The sequence below is a fragment of the Massilia sp. Se16.2.3 genome (assembly GCF_014171595.1).
Lineage (GTDB): Bacteria > Pseudomonadota > Gammaproteobacteria > Burkholderiales > Burkholderiaceae_D > Telluria.
In genome coordinates this window covers 1,184,538-1,202,700 of sequence record NZ_CP050451.1, presented here as the reverse complement: position 1 = coordinate 1,202,700, position 18,163 = coordinate 1,184,538, and the positions used below count along the sequence as shown (strand labels likewise).

General features: G+C 64.7%; 16 protein-coding genes and 1 pseudogene. 9 read left to right on the top strand and 8 right to left on the bottom strand.

The window, feature by feature from the left end:
• Positions 1-64 precede the first annotated feature (64 nt).
• The 3 genes from G4G31_RS05560 to G4G31_RS05550 all read right to left on the bottom strand — a co-directional run bounded on the left by G4G31_RS05560 (position 65) and on the right by G4G31_RS05550 (position 5,154).
• Positions 65-1,762, bottom strand: coding sequence for a long-chain-fatty-acid--CoA ligase (locus tag G4G31_RS05560; RefSeq protein WP_182990624.1), 1,698 nt, complete (start codon positions 1,760-1,762; stop codon positions 65-67).
• Positions 1,763-1,943: 181 nt separating this feature from the next.
• Positions 1,944-3,065: an aminopeptidase gene (locus G4G31_RS05555; protein ID WP_182990623.1), complete on the bottom strand. Its 1,122-nt coding sequence runs from the start codon at positions 3,063-3,065 to the stop codon at positions 1,944-1,946.
• The gene (locus G4G31_RS05550) at positions 3,046-5,154 is read right to left on the bottom strand and encodes a molybdopterin-dependent oxidoreductase (protein ID WP_182990622.1); all 2,109 of its coding nucleotides are present in this window, start codon (positions 5,152-5,154) and stop codon (positions 3,046-3,048) included. Before G4G31_RS05550 ends, G4G31_RS05555 begins: the two co-directional genes overlap by 20 nt.
• 272 nt (positions 5,155-5,426) lie before the next feature.
• Between G4G31_RS05550 and G4G31_RS05545 the strand changes: the two genes are divergently transcribed.
• On the top strand, positions 5,427-6,620 hold the full coding sequence (locus G4G31_RS05545) for a M20 aminoacylase family protein (protein ID WP_182991687.1): 1,194 nt from the start codon (positions 5,427-5,429) through the stop codon (positions 6,618-6,620).
• Between the two features lie 158 nt (positions 6,621-6,778).
• On the opposite strand, the gene G4G31_RS05540 is transcribed toward G4G31_RS05545, so the two are convergent.
• Positions 6,779-7,678 carry an NAD(P)-dependent oxidoreductase gene (locus G4G31_RS05540; protein ID WP_182990621.1) on the bottom strand — a complete coding sequence of 300 codons (900 nt, stop codon included), beginning with the start codon at positions 7,676-7,678 and terminating at the stop codon, positions 6,779-6,781.
• A 104-nt stretch (positions 7,679-7,782) separates the two neighbouring features.
• Here G4G31_RS05540 and G4G31_RS05535 point away from each other — a divergent pair, with 104 nt between their 5' ends.
• From G4G31_RS05535 to G4G31_RS27450, 6 genes and pseudogenes are all read left to right on the top strand, one after another.
• A complete protein-coding gene (locus tag G4G31_RS05535; protein WP_182990620.1) occupies positions 7,783-8,340 on the top strand; it encodes an acyloxyacyl hydrolase in 558 nt (185 codons plus the stop codon).
• 194 nt (positions 8,341-8,534) lie between these two features.
• The gene (locus tag G4G31_RS05530; RefSeq protein WP_202033745.1) at positions 8,535-10,034 is read left to right on the top strand and encodes an MFS transporter; all 1,500 of its coding nucleotides are present in this window, start codon (positions 8,535-8,537) and stop codon (positions 10,032-10,034) included.
• A 317-nt stretch (positions 10,035-10,351) separates the two neighbouring features.
• On the top strand, positions 10,352-11,089 hold the full coding sequence (locus G4G31_RS05525) for a DUF2157 domain-containing protein (protein WP_210283925.1): 738 nt from the start codon (positions 10,352-10,354) through the stop codon (positions 11,087-11,089).
• A gap of 26 nt (positions 11,090-11,115) precedes the next feature.
• A complete protein-coding gene (locus G4G31_RS05520; protein WP_182990617.1) occupies positions 11,116-11,313 on the top strand; it encodes a hypothetical protein in 198 nt (65 codons plus the stop codon).
• Positions 11,310-12,128 (top strand): annotated as a pseudogene (locus tag G4G31_RS28880) (DUF4401 domain-containing protein); the annotation flags it as partial. The gene G4G31_RS05520 and the pseudogene G4G31_RS28880, both read left to right, overlap by 4 nt.
• Positions 12,129-12,213: 85 nt before the next feature.
• Complete coding sequence (locus tag G4G31_RS27450) at positions 12,214-12,882, top strand: GDYXXLXY domain-containing protein (RefSeq protein ID WP_182990616.1); 669 nt, start codon at positions 12,214-12,216, stop codon at positions 12,880-12,882.
• Positions 12,883-12,994: 112 nt separating this feature from the next.
• Here G4G31_RS27450 and G4G31_RS05505 read toward each other — a convergent pair whose 3' ends face one another.
• From G4G31_RS05505 to G4G31_RS05490, 4 genes are all read right to left on the bottom strand, one after another.
• Complete coding sequence (locus G4G31_RS05505) at positions 12,995-13,774, bottom strand: phosphatase PAP2 family protein (RefSeq protein WP_182990615.1); 780 nt, start codon at positions 13,772-13,774, stop codon at positions 12,995-12,997.
• Positions 13,774-15,414: a phosphoethanolamine transferase gene (locus G4G31_RS05500; protein ID WP_229425394.1), complete on the bottom strand. Its 1,641-nt coding sequence runs from the start codon at positions 15,412-15,414 to the stop codon at positions 13,774-13,776. The genes G4G31_RS05505 and G4G31_RS05500 overlap by 1 nt, the downstream gene beginning before the upstream one ends.
• Positions 15,415-15,504: 90 nt before the next feature.
• A complete protein-coding gene (locus G4G31_RS05495; protein ID WP_308622132.1) occupies positions 15,505-16,500 on the bottom strand; it encodes a HAMP domain-containing sensor histidine kinase in 996 nt (331 codons plus the stop codon).
• Between the two features lie 234 nt (positions 16,501-16,734).
• Positions 16,735-17,424 (bottom strand): response regulator transcription factor, encoded by a 690-nt coding sequence (locus tag G4G31_RS05490; RefSeq protein WP_182990613.1) that lies wholly within the window; start codon positions 17,422-17,424, stop codon positions 16,735-16,737.
• Positions 17,425-17,779: 355 nt separating this feature from the next.
• Between G4G31_RS05490 and G4G31_RS27445 the strand changes: the two genes are divergently transcribed.
• On the top strand, positions 17,780-17,914 hold the full coding sequence (locus G4G31_RS27445; protein ID WP_267873657.1) for a hypothetical protein: 135 nt from the start codon (positions 17,780-17,782) through the stop codon (positions 17,912-17,914).
• Between the two features lie 67 nt (positions 17,915-17,981).
• On the top strand, positions 17,982-18,134 hold the full coding sequence (locus tag G4G31_RS05485) for a hypothetical protein (RefSeq protein ID WP_182990612.1): 153 nt from the start codon (positions 17,982-17,984) through the stop codon (positions 18,132-18,134).
• Positions 18,135-18,163: the final 29 nt, after the last annotated feature.

Here is an 18,163-nt window from a genome sequence, read left to right as displayed (position 1 = left end):
CAATAAAATGCAAAGCCGCCCGAAAAAGCCGGGCGGCCGGTTCAGCCTGCGCGCCTGCGGCGCATCAAGCTGCTTGCTTCTGTTTCTGCTGCTGTTCGTCGCGCAGCGCGCGCCGCAGGATCTTGCCGACATTCGTCTTCGGCAGTTCGTCGCGGAACTCGATGTACTTCGGTTTCTTGTAGCCGGTGAACTGCGCCTTGCAATAGTCCATCAGCGCCGCTTCGGTCAGGTTCGGGTCCTTCTTGACCACGAAGACCTTCACCGCCTCGCCCGAATGCTCGTCCGGCACGCCGACCACGGCGCATTCGAGCACGCCCGGGTGCGCGGCAATCACGCCTTCGAGCTCGTTCGGGTACACATTGAAGCCCGAGACCAGGATCATGTCCTTCTTGCGGTCGACGATCTTCACGTAGCCGCGCTCGTCCATGATGCCGACGTCGCCCGACTTGAAGAAGCCGTCGGGCGTCATGACTTTCGCCGTTTCGTCCGGGCGGTTCCAGTAGCCGGCCATCACCTGCGGGCCGCGGATGGCGATCTCGCCCGGCTGACCGAGTTCCACCGGATTGCCGGCGTCATCGAGGATGGCGATATCGGTCGACGGGATTGGCAAGCCAATGCCGCCGGTGAAGCCCTGCTCGTCCGCGCGGTTGCAGGTGGCGACCGGCGAGGTTTCCGACAAGCCGTAACCCTCGATGATACTCTTCCCGGTTATTTGTTTCCACTTGTCATTAACTGCCTGTTGTACGGCCATCCCGCCGCCATTCGCCGTCTTCAGGTGCGAAAAGTCCACGCTGGCGAAATCCGGGTGGTTCACGAGGGCGTTGTAGAGCGTATTCACGGCCGGCAGCATCGTGATCTTGTACTTGCCCAGTTCCTTGATGAAGCCGGGGATGTCGCGCGGATTCGGGATCAGGATGTTCAGGGCACCGACGCGCATGCCCCACAGCGCACAGGCCGTCAGCGCGAAGATGTGGTACAGCGGCAGCGCGCAGACGATGGTCTGGAAGTCGACCAGCGGCGGCTGCGAGGTGGCGGGTTCGGCCCAGGCTTCGGTCTGCAGCACGTTGGCGATGACGTTGCGGTGCGTGAGGGTGGCGCCCTTCGACACGCCGGTGGTGCCGCCGGTGTACTGGAGGAAGGCGACGTCGCTGGACACGATGGTCGGCGCCGTGAACGGCATTTTCGCGCCCTGCGCCAGCGCGTCCTTGAAGCGCACCATGTTCGGCAGCGCGAAGTCCGGCACCATTTTCTTGACGTTGCGGACGACGAAGTTGACGAGCATGCCCTTGGCCGCGCCGAGCATTTCGCCCATGCTGGCCACGACCACGTGGCGCACCGGGGTGTTCTTCAGCACCTGCTGCACCGTGCTGGCGAAGTTTTCCAGCACGATGATCGCTTCGCTGCCCGAGTCCTTCAGCTGGTGTTCGAGTTCGCGCGGGGTGTACAGCGGATTGACGTTGACGACCGTGTAGCCGGCACGCAGGATGGCGGCGATCGCGATCGGGTATTGAAGGACATTCGGCATCATCACCGCCACGCGCGCGCCCTTGGCCATGCCGCGGCTTTGCAGCCAGGCTGCCAGGCGCTTCGAGCAGGAGTCGAGCTCGGCATAGGTCAGGAACTTGTCCATGCACACGTAGGCGTTGTTCTGCGCGTACTTCTGGAAGGACTCTTCCAGCATGTGGACGAGCGAGGTGTACTGGTCGGGATTGATCTCGGCAGGTACACCAGGGGGATACGACTTCAGCCAAATTTTGTCCATCAGGTGCCTCTGTCTCCAATAGAATCGTTATCGTCCATGGCTCCCCTCGCAACGCGATTGGCGCCATGGCATGCAGCGTACAGGCGCGCGCAGACGCTTGCGCCTTTGCTATTGCTGATTGTGATGCTATCGGGCAGCGCTCGCATACGCAAGCGCTTTTGGCGCGATTGGAACAGGCCCTCTACCGCAGCGCTCCATTGGTGCGTTGCACCATGAAAGTGGCGGGTGCGGTTGGCACGTCGTAGAGCTTCAGCGCGCGCTGGCGCTCGGCCTTCTCGAGCTTGGCCAGGCGGTTCACCTTGCTGTAGAAAGCGCCGAAATTCTTCTCGCCGCGCAGCATCGCGCGGAAGGCCGGCACGTAGTCGTTATAGGTGGCGATCGAGGCCAGGTGGGCGTTCGACAGCGGCTCGGCGAAGAAGCGGTCGTAGCCGGCATAGCCGCCCCAGTTCACTTTCAGCACCTGGTACTCGTCCTTCAGGGCGGCGAACAAGCGCGTTTTCTCGACGCGCTTGTGCGCGTCGTCCAGCGGCGAGGCGTAGGCCAGCTCGAGCTCCTTGCGGTATTTGAGCAGCAGCGCCAGGAAGTCCTTGCGCCGCGCCGTGTAGCGCGCGTAGCCGTCTCGCATCTGTGGATTGCCGAAGCGCTCCAGCCACAGCTCGACGCCCTCTTCCTCGACCGCGCTGGCAAAGGACTCGTTGAAACGCGAGTCACCCGGCACATAGCTCATCTGGTGCGCCAGTTCGTGGAAGATCAGGCGTGCCAGTTCGGCGTCAGGATAATTGATGAAGGTGGAAATGAGCGGGTCGCTGAACCAGCCCAGGGTCGAATAGGCGCTCACGCCCCCGACTTCGACGTCGCGGCCTTCGGCGCGCAATTGCTTTGCGTAGGCTTGCGCGTCTTCCTTGCTGTAGTAGCCGCGGTAGTTGACGCAGCCGGCTACGGGGAAACACCACTGCAGGGGTTTCAGCGACAGCTCGGGCGTGGCGACCACGTTCCACAACACGTAGGGGCGCTTCAGGGCGGCGTAGTTCTTGTAGCTGCCGTTGTCCGGCAAACCCATCTGCTGGACGGCGAAGCGGCGGATCTGGCGCGCGGCCTCGAGGCGGTGGCGCAGGGAGGTATTCGTGGCGGGATCGGCCAGCCAGTCGTCGATTGGCTTGGCGTCGGAGAGGAGTTCGAGCTGGCCCTGGGCGGCCTGGGAGTAGTAATTCAGAGTAGAACAACTGGCAAGCATTCCGGCGGCAGCGCCGAGGATCAGCGCGTGCCGGAAAAAGCGGGGGAGTCTAGAGGTGAGTTTCTTCATGTCCGTGAGGGGGCGCGGCCTTTTCGACCTGCACCAGGGTGTCGTAGAAAGTGGGCGCCCGTCCCATGTCGGTCAGGCGCTGGCTGGTGACTTCGTTGGCATTCTTGCCGTCGGTGGCCAGCTTCTTCCACCAGATCGACAAACCCACCACGAGGCCCGGTCGCGCTTTCTCGGTCACGCGCGCCTTGGCAACGAAGGAGCCGCGATCGTTGAAAATACGTGCCATGTCACCGTGAGCGATGCCGCGCGGGGCGGCGTCAATCGGGTGGATGTCGAGGTGCGGCTCGCCCTCGGTTGCACGCAAACTCTGTACATTGACAAAGGTTGAGTTAAGGAAGTTCCGTGCTGGCGGAGAAATCATTGCGAGCGGATATTTCTTCGCCAACGTCGGATTCGAGGCCACGGATTCGTAGGGTGCGATATAGGTTGGCAGCGGATCCAGGCCATCCTGAGCCATTGTGCTCGAATAGAACTCGCACTTGCCCGAAGGCGTGGGGAAACCGCCCTGCGCAAAGGGCGCGTCCGGCATGTTCAGCTTTTGCCAGCCCTTCTGTTTCAGCGATTCCCAGTCGAAGTGGATCGCGCGCTCGTGTTGTTTGTCGAAGGCCTGCGCCGCCAGTTCGTCGTCGCTTTCGAGGAAGCAGGAATCGGTAAAGCCCATGCGCGCGGCCAGCAGGCGGAAGATCTCCGTGTTCGGCCTGGCTTCGCCCATCGGGGCAATCGCCGCGTTGTTCGCCATCATGTACAGGTGGCCATAGGCCAGGTGCGCATCGACGTGCTCGAGCTGTGTCGTGGCCGGCAACAGGATGTCGGCATAGTCCGCGCTGTCGGTTTGAAAATGTTCCAGCACTACTGTGAACAGGTCGTCACGCTCGAAGCCGGCCTGCACCTTCGCCGAATCCGGGGCAATCGCCAGCGGGTTCGCGTTGTAGACGATGACGGCTTCCACCTTCGGGCCGAATTCCGGCGAGGCGTCCTTCAGCAGGTCGTCGCCGATGGTCGTCATGTTGATCGTGCGCGGCTTGCGCTCGCCCAGCAGATCGGGGCGCTGCAGCGCCGTGCGGTTGGCCGGGAACGAACCGGAAGTCGACAACTGGATGCCGCCAGCGGCATGGCGCCAGGCGCCGACCAGCGCCGGCAGGCAGGTCATGTTGCGCACGGCCATGCCGCCGCCGCGGGCACGCTGCACGCCATAGTTGCAGCGGATCGCGACCGGCTCGCCGCGCTTGGCCATGCCGCCGTACAGGCGTGCCAGGTCGGTCACTTCCTGGGCCGTGATGCCGCAAGTCTCGGCGGTGCGTTCCGGGGTCCATTCCAGCGCACGCGCTTTCAGTTCCGCGAAACCGAGGGTGTAGTTGGCGATGTAATCGTGGTCGAGCAGGTCTTCATTGATAAGGACATGCATCAAACCCAGCGCCAGCGCGGCATCCGTGCCGGGCAAGAGCGCAATGTGCTGGTGGCATTTCTCGGCCGTGAGGGAGCGGTAGGGATCGATCGCGATCAGCTTGGCGCCACGGCGCTTGGCTTCCTGGGCGCGCATCCAGAAGTGCAGGTTCGAAGCGATCGGATTGCCGCCCCAGATGATGATCAGCTTCGCATCCTGGAACTGTTCCATGTCGGTACCGATCGAAGCACCGACGGTGTACTTGTAGCCGGTGGCGCCGGCCGTGGCGCAAATCGTGCGGTCGAGCAGGGACGCGCCCAGCTTGTTAAAGAAGCGCATCGACATCGCTTCGCCCTGGACCAGGCCCATGGTGCCGCAATAGCTGTAGGGCAGAATCGCTTGCGGATCGCGCGCGGCGATCGGCTTCAGGCGATTGGCGATCTCATCGAGTGCGGCATCCCAGCTGATGCGCTCGAACTTGCCTTCGCCCTTCTTGCCGACGCGGCGCATCGGATACAGCACCCGGTCCGGAGAATAGGTCCGTTCGACGTAGCGCGACACCTTGGTGCACAGCACGCCCGCCGTGGTCGGATGCTCCGGATCGCCACGCACCTCGGTTGCCACGCCGTCTTCGACGGTAACGAGCAAGGCGCAGGTATCGGGACAATCGTGGGGGCAGGTGGCGCGAACTTGGGTGACGGACATCGGATTCAATTCTCGGAAAAAACTTCGATAAACCAATACTTTATCTGATTCCGCCGGGGCCGGTGACCAAGGCTGGATTTCGCATGATGAGGCGGGCTACAATGTTATGAGAGCGTCTAACAAAGCCCTTGGGAGCCTCGAGAGCTGGGCTCTTGAGGCAACGCGCATTGTCGAAGACAGTACGAAAGTACGGCGAGACGATGCAACGCAGTCATAAGGGTTTTGTTAGATGCTCTACATGCATGAAAGCCCATGCAAACAGGGAGAATAAAATGAGACTCGTCGAACCGATCCTTGCTTTCCAGACCGAACTGGAAGCCATCCGCCGCGACCTGCACGCGCACCCGGAACTGAGCTACGAAGAGCAGCGCACCGCCGATGTCGTGGCCGCGCGCCTGACCGAATGGGGTATCCCCGTCGTGCGCGGGCTGGGCGTGACCGGCGTGGTTGGCATGATCAAGAATGGCAACTCGAACCGGGCCATCGGCCTGCGCGCCGACATGGATGCACTGCCCATGCAGGAACTCAACACATTTGACCATGCGTCGCGCCACCCCGGCAAGATGCATGCATGCGGGCATGACGGTCATACTGCGATGTTGTTGGGTGCAGCCCACTATTTGTCGCGTCATCGCAACTTTGATGGGACGGTGTATCTCATTTTCCAACCCGCCGAAGAAGGCGGTGCCGGCGCACGCCGCATGATCGAGGATGGCCTGTTCGATAAGTTCCCGATGGACGCGGTGTACGGCATGCATAACTGGCCAGGCCTGCCGGAAGGCAGCTTTGGCGTGATTCCCGGTCCGATGATGGCATCGAGTAACGAGTTCCGCGTGGTCGTGAAGGGCAAGGGCGCGCACGCGGCGCAACCGCACCGCGGCATCGATCCGGTGATGGTGGCGGTGCAGATCGCGCAGGCCTGGCAGACCATCATTTCGCGCGAACGCAATCCCCTGGAGACGGCGGTGCTGTCGATCACGCAGATCCATGCGGGCAGCGCCACCAATGTCATTCCCGACGAGGCTGTGTTGATCGGCACGGTGCGCACTTTTTCGACAAGCGTGCTCGACCTGGTCCAGCGGCGCATGGAAGAGATGGCGCAGGGCATCGCGACCGGCTTCAATGCGAGCGTCGAGTTTGGCTTCAAGCGCAATTATCCGCCGCTGATCAACCATCCCGAGCAGACCGCGTTTGCGATCGAGGCGATGCGTGCCGTCGTGGGCGAGGCGAACGTGAATACCGCTGTCGAACCGACCATGGGCGCGGAGGATTTCGCCTTCATGCTGCAGGCGAAGCCGGGGTGCTATGTTTTCATCGGCAATGGCGACGGCGACCACCGCGCCGGCGGGCATGGGCTGGGGCCGTGCCAGCTGCACAATGGCAGTTATGATTTTAACGATCAGCTATTGCCGATCGGGGCGAGCTATTGGGTGCGGCTCGTCGAGATGGGCTTGAAGGCGGGTTGAAGTACTGGACAGACGGTCCGGTCAATGTGATCGGGCTGGTCTGCATATTCCGATACCGCGTGGAGTCAGGACTCCACCCGACGAGGATCGGTATGTAGGGTGGAGTCCTGACTCCACGTGTTCGTACCTTCGAACAGCGCAACGTGTTCCGGCTGCTGCTACGCCAACTGGTCGGCGCCGCCCCCCAATCTCTGCCCCGGATTGATCCGCTCCAGCGCCAGCAGCACTGCCGCATGGTCGGCGCCACCCAACTCGTCCGCGATCGACTCGTAACTGCGCGTGGCCGCCGCTGTCAGCGGCAACGCCAGCCCGGCTTCGGCCGCCGCCGCGAGCACGTTGTGCAAATCCTTCAGTTGGCTCTTCACCTGCCCGCCCGCCACGAAATTCCGCTCCAGCATGCGCTGGCCATGCAGGTCGAGGATGCGGCTGCCGGCGAAGCCGCCGCGGATCGCCTCGCGCACGGCAGCCGGATCCGCGCCGGCCGCCTGCGCCAGCAACAATGCCTCGGCCACGATGTGGATGGTGGCGCCGACAATGAGCTGGTTGCACAGCTTCGCCACCTGCCCGCTGCCGGCCGGGTTCACCAGGCGCGCGCTGCCCAGTGCACCAAACAGCGGCAGCGCTTCGTTGAAATCGTGCAGGCTGCCGCCGGCCATGATGGCCAGCGTGCCGCCTTCGGCACCGGCCACCCCGCCCGACACCGGGGCGTCGAGAAAGCGCATGCCGTGCCCGTCCAGGCGCGCATGGAAGGCCAGCGCTTCGTCGTGGCGGGTGGAACTCATGTCGATCCACAGGGCGCCGGGCGCCGGGGAAGGCAAGGCTGCGGCGATAGTGGCGCCAACCGCCGGGCCGGCCTCGAGCATCGAGACCACGACCGCCGCGCCCGTCACCGCCTGCCCCAGGTCGGCGCAGGGTACGGCGCCTGAACCCGCGAGCGCGGCCGCCTTTGCGGGGCTGCGGTTCCAGACACGGGGAGCGAACCCGGCCGCGGCCAGGCGCAGCGCCATCGGCCGGCCCATCAGGCCAATGCCAAGAAATGCGACAACCGGAAGTGTCATGTGGTTCCCTCGCACGATTGAGCGCGCGCGACCTTGTTTTATTAACAATAGTACAATTATTGCACGTGCCAGCGTGGACTGGCGCCTACCTCATGAAAGCAATTATGTCCTCTCTCCAAACACGAATTGGCATCTTTCTTGGCGCGGCGGTTCTGGCGGCAAGTCCGGCATTCGCTGCCGATAACGGCCTGATCGACTCGGCATCTGTCGAATTCGGCAGCGGCAAACATGTGCGCCTGGCGCGCGTGGCGCTGCAGTCGAACTGGGAAGCGCGTTGGCTGGCCTCGAAGGGCCGCCACCTGGGCGGCTACTGGGATGTGTCGGCCGCCTACTGGCGCGGCAGCGCCTATCGCAATGAGGCGGGACGGCACCAGAACCTCGCCGTCATCGGCTTCACGCCGGTCCTGCGCTACGGACGCGACGATGGCCTCGGCTGGTACGCCGAGGGCGGCATCGGCGCCAACCTGTTCTCGGAACTGTACCGCAATGCCGACGACCGGCTCTCCACCGCGTTCCAGTTCGGCGACCACTTCGGTGTCGGCTATGTCACCGCCAACAAGTGGGACCTGACTGTGAAATTCCAGCACTACTCGAACGCCAGCATCAAGCGCCCCAATACCGGCGTCAATTTCCTCGTCGCCGGCGCACGCTACAAGTTCTGATGCGCGGGACGGCAGCGCGCGCCGCCTGTATTGACGGCGCTTCCTTGCGCCGTCCCCTTGAATTCAGCCTGCATAAATTTATGTAACAATCCGGCAGAGCGCGCGCATCCGTGCGCGCAGGACTGGATGAGCGCCGATTGAATCCTTCCACCATCAAGACCTATCTGCCATGGCTGGTTGCAACTGCCCTGTTCATGGAGCAGCTCGATGCCACGGTCGTCAACACCGCCATTCCCAGCATCGCCGCCAGCCTCGGCGTCACGCCGCTGAGCCTGAAATCGGTCGTCACCAGCTACATCCTCGGCCTGGCCGTCGGCATCCCCGTCAGCGGCTGGATGGCCGACCGCTTCGGCACCCGGCGCGTGTTTCTCATTGCGATCGGCATCTTCACCCTGGCGTCCATGCTGTGCGGCTTGTCGCCCAACGCGGAAATGATGACGGCGGCGCGCCTGTTGCAGGGACTCGGCGGCGCGATGATGATGCCGGTCGGCCGCTTGGCCATCGTCCGTACGTTCCCCAAGAACGAACTGCTGGGGGCGATGAATTTCGTCATCATTCCGGCGCTGATCGGGCCCTTGCTGGGCCCAACGGTCGGTGGCCTGATGGTGCACCTGACTTCCTGGCGCGCCATCTTCTTCATCAACGTGCCCTTCGGCCTGATCGCCATGTTCCTGGTCTGGCGTCACATGCCGGACTACCATGGCGACGAGCGCCGGCCGCTCGATGTGCCCGGACTGATCCTGTTCAGTTCCGGCACCGCCATCCTGTCCTGGCTGCTCGAGATTTTCGGCGAGCACTCGCTGAGCGGTGTCACCATGGCCTTGCTGCTGGCGCTGTCCCTCGGCCTGCTCGGTACCTACGCGTGGCACGCCGAGCGCAGCAAGTTCCCGCTGCTGCGCCTGAATCTGCTCAGGGTCAGGACCTTCCGCATCTCGGTCGTCGGTGGCTTTGTCACGCGCCTCGGGGTTGGCGGCCTGCCCTTCCTGTTGCCGCTGCTCTACCAGCTCGGGCTCGGCTTGCCGGCCTGGCAGTCGGGCTTGCTGATGATGCCGTCGGCGGCAGCAGCCATGGGCATGAAACTGATCGCGCCGAAAGTGCTGGCACGCTTCGGCTATCGCCAGGTGCTGGTGGTCAATACGCTGTGCATCGGGCTCACCATTGCCCTGTTCGGGCTGGTCGGGCGTGAGACGCCGCTGATCCTCATCGTCTGCATCAGCCTGATGCAAGGCTTCTTCAACTCGCTGCAATTTTCCAGCATGAATACGCTGGCCTATGCCGACATCGACGCCAAGGATTCGAGCATGGCAAGCACGATCTCGAGTTCCTTCCAGCAGCTGTCGATGAGTTTCGGCCTGGCCACCGGTACGCTCGTGACCGCCTGGTTCCTCGGCCATGTGCCGCAAACGAACCCGGTGCTCGTCACCGGCGCCCTGCATCACGGCTTCTGGGCGCTGGCGATGATGACGATCTTGTCGGCGGTGATCTTCTGGCGACTGCGCCGGCGCGACGGCGACAGCATCAGCCGGGCCGCGCCGCCGCGACCACGGCCGAGCCGGTTGCCACGCAATAATCAGGCAGCGCGCGCAGCCTGCCCTGCCAGGCGCGCCAGCAGCAGCTCGCGGTTACTCATCACGAAGCCGACAAACGCACTTTCCTTCACCGCCAGGCGCACCAGGCCGGGCAGCAAGGGGTAGCAGAACTGCGCCACCTTGCGCACCGCCTCGTCGTTGGCCAGGACACCCTGGGCCGCCGTTCCGCCTTCCCCCAGCAGCGGGCGGATCGCTCCTTCGTATTGCGTGGTGATGCGGCCCAAAGGGGCGATCAGCATCCTGGCCAGTCCGGCTTGCTCGTCCATGGAAGTCATCCTTTCCCAAAAGAAAGATAAAAGGATGCAATACGGACAAGATCGTGCGATGATGCGACGCAAACCACTGCGCTGCCGACCGCAACTTCGGTACGCCATTCGGACTCATAACTTCGTTGCGGCGTTGGCCGCCCTGGAGCATCCATGATGAAAACCCGCCTTGCGGTACTGGAACTGGCGGCGCAGCAGCGTCTCGGTCCCGACGCATTCGCCTCCCTCTGGCGGCTCGCCGCCTTCGACGCCCAGCCTGGCGGCCTGGCCGGCCGACTGCGCCGCGCGCTGCTGTTGCTGGGGGCACTGATGATCGGACTGGGCCTGGTCTTCTTCGTTGCCGCCAACTGGCAGTCGTTCGGGCGGACAGGACAGTTCGGCTTGCTGGAAGGCGCGGCCGTGTGTGCCTGTGCCGGAGCAGCGCTGTGGCGTCCGGCGCGCGTCCCGCTTGCCCTGCTGGCGCTGCTTGCCATCGGCGCCCTGTTCGCCTTCTTCGGCCAGACTTACCAGACCGGTGCCGATGCCTGGCAGCTGTTCGCTACCCGGGCCGCCCTGGCGTTGCCGCTGGCATTCGGTGCCCGTTCCGACAGCGTCTGGAGCGCCTGGACCCTGGTCGCGATGACGGCGCTCGGCCTGTGGGGCGGACGGCTGGATCTGTTCGGGTTCGAGCCCGCGCTGTTCCTGATGGCCTGCGCTGCCTTGCTCGCCTGCGCGCTGGCCGCCCTGCTGACCGTGTTCGGGCCGCGCGCCGGTGCGGGGTCGGCGTCGATGCGGCTGGCCACATTGTCGGCCGCGCTCCTCGTCGGCGCGGTCGGCGTGACCGACCTGGTCGGCCGCACCCCGGGCGGCTACTACCGGCGGCGCTGCTGCTGTTCGCGGCGGCGGCCTGGCTGACCCACAAGGGCCGGTGGTTCGACCTGGTGAGCCTGTGCATCGCGGCGCTCGGCCTGAATGTGCTGATCGACGGTGGCTTGATGCGCGCCCTGCTGAGCGGCAGCGGTTCGCAAGGAAGCGGAGTCCTGCTGCTGCTGGGCCTGGTGGCCGCCGGCCTGCTGGCGCTCACGGTCTGGCTGATCCTGCCGCTGGCAAGGCAGCACGGTACGGAGGACCAGGCATGAGCAGGCGCATGGACCATCTCGTTCGCGAAGGCGTGGAACGCGGCATCTTCGCCGCCGGCACGCAGGCCGATACACACCGCCCCTGGCCGGTACTGGTGATGAGCGGTATCGGCGCCTGGTTCGCGGCCATCCCGCTGGTGGCGTTCATGGTCGCGGTCGTCGCCAGCGGAAGCTCGAACGCCGGCCTGGCAATTGGCGGCGCGGTCGTGCTGGTGGCCGCGGTGCTGATCTTGCGTGTGAAAACGCTGCCGCTGTTCGTTGAACAGCTCTGCTTGCCGCTGCTGATCGCCGGCATGGTGTTGCTGGGCGCCGGCCTGCCCGATCTGCTGTCACGCAAGGACATCACGCCGGTGCTGCTGGCGGTCGCCTGCGTACTGGCCTGGGCCACGCCGCGCAACTGGCTGCGCACGCTGTGGGGTGTGGCGATCGGCGCGCTGCTGGTTGCCGCACTCGCACCCTCGCTGCACGGCGGCTGGCCGAATTTCTGGCCCGCCCTGTACGGCGCGTCTGCATCCTGGCTGCTCGGCTGTGCCGGCAGCCACTGGAGCCGCCAGCGCCACCTGATCGGCACGGCTGCCATGAGCGAAGCCGTGTTGTCCGGCGCTGCGGTGTCCCTGCTGTGCTCGCTCGCCGTCCTGTCCAGCCTGGCCGTCGTGGTGGGCGGCGCCGTCGACCCGGCCAGCTCCTTCCACGATGCCGGCTCCACCTTTACCCTGTGGCGCGGCGTCTCCGTCGCCGCCGCGGTCGCCGCGCTGGCCTGGGCCGCATGGCGCTGGCCCGTGCTGCGCAGCATCCCGTTCGCGGCGGTTTGCCTGGTGCTGGCTGCCCTGTCGGCCTTTTCCTCGGCGCTCGGCGCCACGGCGCTGATCGGCATCGTATCCCCTGACGAGCGGCCGGCGCGTGCTGGCGTCGCTGGCCGGACTCTGCGCCCTGTGGCTGCTCGGTCACTTCTACTACCAGCTGGCCTGGCCGCTGGCGCACAAGGCGCTGCTGCTGGCAGCGGCAGGGGCGGCGCTGGCGCTGATCGCCGGCTTCGCGCTTCCGCACGAGCGGGTTCGCGAAACGACGTCGCCGGAGCCGGTGCCGGCGCTGCGCGAAGGCCGCCAGCGTTGGCTGATCGGTGCCGCCACGTTGGCCGTGCTCGCCGTGGTGAATTTCTCGATCTGGCAAAAAGAGGCGCTCATCAGCCAGGGCGCGCCCGTCTTCGTCGAGCTGGCACCGGTCGATCCGCGCTCGCTGATGCAGGGCGATTACATGCGGCTCAATTTCTCGCTCCCCGGCGCCAACGGCCAGGCCACGCGGCGGGCAAGTCACGTGGTGGCGCGCGTGGGCCCGAACGGCGTCGCCAGGCTACTGCGACTGCACGACGGCGGCGCACTGGCACCGGGCGACATCCTGATCGAGCTGGTGTACAAGCACGGGCACCCGATGCTGGTCACCGATGCCCGGTACTTCACCGAAGGCGAAGCCAAGCGTTGGGAAGCGGCCAAATACGGCGAGTTCCGGGTGCAGCCCGACGGCCGCGCCCTGCTGGTCGGCCTGCGCGGAGCGAACCTGCAGCCGCTGTAGGCACAGCAGACAGGCAGGGCCTGCGGGGCAAGGGATGCCGTTCGGGACAGCGGCAAGAGACTCACGCGGCAGGTCGCGCCCGCAACGCCGCGATGGCGGCCTTGCGCCAGGCTCACGCGGCTTCGTCGACCGGATCGTCGATGAAGGGCGCCAGCGCTTCCTGTCTCCGGTAGCCCAGCTGCCACTGCAGTGCGAGCACGACCAGCAGCACCACGGCGCAGGCGATCCAGACCGACCACAGGGTGTGGGTCAGGAAGTGCGCGCCACGCAGCTGCTGCATCCAGCCGACGATGCCCCCGGCGGCCAGCGCGCACAGGGCAGCCTTTCCCGCCGCGCCCGGGCGGCCCGGCAGCCAGTAGACACACAGCGCCACCAGCCATAGCGCGCTCGAAGCGTGTCCCGCAGGCAGGCAATGGCCGGGCAGCACGCCGGGCGGCAGCGCATCGAACAGCCGCAAGTAAGGCGCATGGCCGCCGTAGCGCGCCAGGTCCCACGGACAATACGCGTCGCTTGTCTGCTTGAGTGCGCTGATCGCGAGCGGCACCAGCAGCGCCGACAGTCCCACCACGCGCAGGCGCAGGCGGCTTGCGGCGTCACGCGCGGCGCGTGGACGGAAAGCGTCGAAGGCCGCCGCCAGCATGAAATAGGCCGCCGCCAGCGTTAGCAAACCCTTCAGGATGACGTGGCTGAAGGTATCGGTCAACCAGGCGTGGCGCCACGGGAAGACGTGGTTCGCCGTGTCGTAGACCGCGTCGGCCAGCATCAGGTCGATGTCGGTGCAGCGGCCGATCCAGAGGATGACAAGGGCAGTCAGCGCCAGCCAGGCGCACAGGCGCGCAACTTGGCGCGCGCCGAGCAGCGCCGGCGCCTGGGTCAGGTCCGTGTGCCGCATCAGCTGCCCCGGGTGCAGGCGCGGAACAGGTCCAGCTTGGGATTGAGCACCGCCGTGTTCACGTCCAGCATGCCGAGCACCGAATGGAACACGTTATCGTGCGACACCGGCTGGTCACGGCGCGCCATCAGGCAGGTACGGTCGATGCCGAAGCGCGATGTATAACCGTCGGACATCCACAGCATCATCGGCACCCGGGTCTGTTCGCTGGGGGCGAACATGTAGGGCGCGCCGTGCAGGTACATGTTGTTCTCGCCGAGCGACTCGCCGTGATCCGAGAAGTACAGCATCGCCGTGTCGACGCCGGCATCCTGCGCCGTCTCGCGCAGCAGGTCGATGGTCTTGCTGAGGAAATAATCGGTGTACAGGATGGTGTTGTCGTAGGCCGCGGCGATCGACTCGCGCGAGCACTGCTCGAACTCGTTACTGTCGCATACCGGACCGAAGCGGCCGAAGCCCCGCGGATAGCGGTGCGCATAAGCCGGACCGTGGCTGCCCTTCTGGTGCAGCACGATGACCAGGTCGCCATGGCTGTTGCGGATCAGCTGGGGCAGTCCGGCCAGCAGGCGCTCGTCATGGCATTCCTCGCCTTCGCAGAAGGGGTCGCCCGCTGTCGGGTGCGACATGTCCTGGTACGCGACGCGGTCGCAGACGCCCTTGCAGCCGGAATTGTTGTCGCGCCACAGGACGTCGAAGCCGGCATGCTTGAGCACGTCGAGCAAGCCCTCCTGGCTCGACGCCTTTTCCTGCGAAAAGCGGTCGTGGCCGAGTGCCGAGAACACGCAGGGAACCGACACGGCGGTTGCGGTGCCGCAGGAACTCACGTTCGAGAAATTGATCAGGCCGGGTTGGCGCGACAACAGCGGATTGGTCTCGCGGCTGTAACCGTTGAGGGAGAAATTCATCGCACGCGCCGTCTCGCCAACCACGATCACGGTGACCGTCCTGCGTGCCTGTCCGGCCCACGACGTCCCCTTGATCGCATCGCGTCCTAGCGGCGCCACCACCACGGGCGTGCTCCACTTGTTGCGCAGGTAGCCATGCAGGGCCTGGATGGTATTGGTGGGCGTGAGCAGGAAGCGCAGCTCGCGGTGTTCGCGCACGGCCGGTGCCAGGCTTTTGAACAGCAGCACGAGCAGCAGCACTGCCGCCAGCAGGGAGCCGCCGGCAATGCCGGCCCGTCCCAGCAAACCGCGCACACCTTGCGGGAAGCGGATCTGTGCACGTGCAATCAGGATCGACGGCAACACGCCGAGCAGGCCGACGGTCAGCACCATGTGCCAGTTGAACAGCTCGGCCGCTTCGCGCGTGTCCGTCTCGAACACGTTCTGGATCATTGCCTTGTCGATGACGACGCCGTAGGCGGCAATGAAATAGCTGGCGGCCGAGGCGGTCAGCACCAGCACGATCAGCACCGGCTTGGCGACGAAGCGGAAGCTGGCCAGCGTCAGGCAGGCATTGAAGAACAGGACGATGATCGCGAACGCGCCTGCCAGCAGCGGCAGCCTGGCGAGCGTCAGCCCGCCGGCGGCCTGCGCGAAGGTCGTCCAGAACTTGATGTTGCTGAACGTGGCCAACAGCAAAGCCACAACCAGCGTGAGGAAATGCGCATTGATGCGCCGAGCGAAGAACTTGTCCAACTTTGCCATCCGTCCAAACGTTGCGGCCGCAACTGGCCACCCTGTTGGGCAGGATAGGATGAGGGACGTCAGCGGGGGATCAACCCCGTGTTAAGAAGGCGTGAAATCGGCGAAGCGGATGGTAAAACGGCTGCCGCCCCCAAGCCGCTCTTCGTAATCGAGCGAGGCGTTCAGGTATTCGCAGATGCGCATCACCAGCGACAGGCCCAGGCCCGTGCCGGCGGATCCCTGCGACGGCACCCCCGCGTGGCTTCCCGCCTGGACCAGCGTGTCGCGCACGGCTGCGGGCAAGCCGGGGCCGGTATCTTCGACGATGACACGTCCCGGCTCGAGCGCGACGATGACCTCGCCCTGCTCGGTGTACTGGCAGGCATTGCGCACCAGGTTGCCGATGGCGGCGGCGCACAGCTCGGCGGGCGCCTGGATGCTGAACTGGGCGCCGTCGCTGTACTGCATCCGTACCGGCCGGCCGGCAACCAGCGCGCGGTAGCGCTCTACTTCGCGCGCGGCGATGGCATCGACCTGCACCGGCGCCAGGCGCCCGAGTTCCGGCCCGCGCGCCAGCAGCAACAACACGGTCACGCATTCGGCGGCGTCGCGCGCCGCCCGGTAGATGCGCTCTGCCGGTGCGCGCGTGGCGGCATCGGCCGCATTCGCCACCGGGATCTCGGCCGCGCCCATGATCACCGTCAGCGGACTGCGCAGTTCGTGGCTGACGTCGCCCGTGAAGAAGCGTTCGCGGTCGAGGAAGGCACGCAGTTCGGCGGTATGCGCTTCCAGCGCGCGCGCCAATATGCCGAGCTCATCCTTGCGCGCGGTCGACGGCAGCGCGTTGCGGCCGTGGGCGACGGCATCGGCCAGTTCGCTGATCGGGGTCACCACCCGCCGCGCAAAATAGCCGCCGAGCGCCGCGGCCAGCAGCACGAAGCCGAGGAAGCAGACGGCGAACATCGCATATACGACCAGCTCGACCTTTTCGTAATCGCTCTCGTGGTCGACGACGACATACGGGCCCCGTGCATCGCTACCGCTGAGCACGTGCAGGCCGACCCCGTCGACGTCGACCTCGGCCACGCCTGGCGGCAAGCCGCGCAGCAGCGGGGGATGGCATTGCCGCGGTGGAAGCGCAGCCCGGCCGGCAGGTCGACCGCCAGACCGGCGGCTTCGCGCGGCAATGCCCACTGGGCCACCTCGGCCAGCCGATTGTCGACAAGGTGCACTTCGATACCCTCGACCGCGACGATCGCAATGGCGGCAAAGAACAGCGACAGCACCAGCCCGAAGGAGATGAAGGCGACGACGATGCGCCTGCGCAGCGAATCAGCCGGCTGCATCGGGAAGCGCCAGTCGGTAACCGACGCCGGCGACGGTGCGCAGCATGGCGTGGGTAAAAGGTTTGTCGATGGCCTGGCGCAGTGCGTGGATGTGCGTACGCAAGGCGTCGCTGTCGGGACGGTCGTCGCCCCATACGGCGTGCTCGAGCGTCTCGCGCGAGACGATGCGTGGCGACGCGGCCATCAGCGTGCGCAGCAGCACGTAACCGGTTCGGGTGAGCGTGATCGGCTGCCCTTCGCGGGTCGCCTCCTGGGTATCCGGATCGAACACGAGTTCGCCGACGCGCAGCTTGCTGCTGGCGGCGGTACGGCCCTCGGAGCGGCGCACCAGCGCCTTCAGGCGCACGTCGAGCTCGACGAGGGAAAACGGCTTGACCAGGTAATCGTCGGCGCCGCTGTCGAAACCGGCGACTTTGTCGGCGAGGCTGTCGCGCGCCGTCAGCATCAATACCGGCGTGCGGCTGGCCAATTCGTTGCGCAGTTTCTGGCACAGCTCCAGGCCGTTCAGGCCGGGCAGGCCGAGGTCGAGGACGATGACGTCGTATTCGTTTTCGGACGCCAGCGCCAGGCCCGCATAGCCGTTGCGCGCGGAGTCGAGCACGTGGCCTTTCGGCTCCAGGAAACCATACAGGTTCGCCAGGATGTCGGGATGGTCTTCGACGATAAGGATGCGCATCAAGCTATTTTAGCGGCTAATGCTGCGCCAGGTCCGGCTTGGCGCCGCAGATTTGTGCTGCACGCATCGACACCGTGCGCATGGCGTGCCTCCGGGCCTCGTCATCGCCGCCGCCAACAGCATTCAATAAACTTTATACAAATCAGATTCAGAATTAATAATCGATATTTTAATTGAGCAATATTCCATGCGCTTTACATAAACGGCCATGCCATTCGCATATATTAAAACGTAAAATATATCCGAGCGTAACGAGACATTTTACCGTCTAAATATCGTTTGACATCGCGCAAAGGGCCCGCGTATATTTACGCAGTCACCAGCCGGTGGCACATTATAAAAACTGGAGAAAACAATGAACCAAATCGAGCTGAACGGCGAAGCACAACAAGAAACCACCGAAGTCGTCGCACTGGACATTTCGGAAATCACCCGCCGCGAAGAAATGGCTGAAGACGCAGGCATCTGCATCTGCAGCACGATGTTCTAATAAAACAAATTGAGCCAGCTATGAAAATAGTCTGGCTCTTTTTCTATAATTCTTTACTGGATACCAAATGGACGCCCTGAAAAAATTCGCATCGATCTTCGCCGACAAAGAAAAAGCTGCCGCTGTTGAAGCAACCGACACCACCGCAATCAGCATCGAAGAAATCGCGATGCGCGAAGAAAAAGTCTGCGGCTGCATCTGCGAATACGACGCTTCGTAATTGATTGTTCGATAGACCAACTGGTGCTG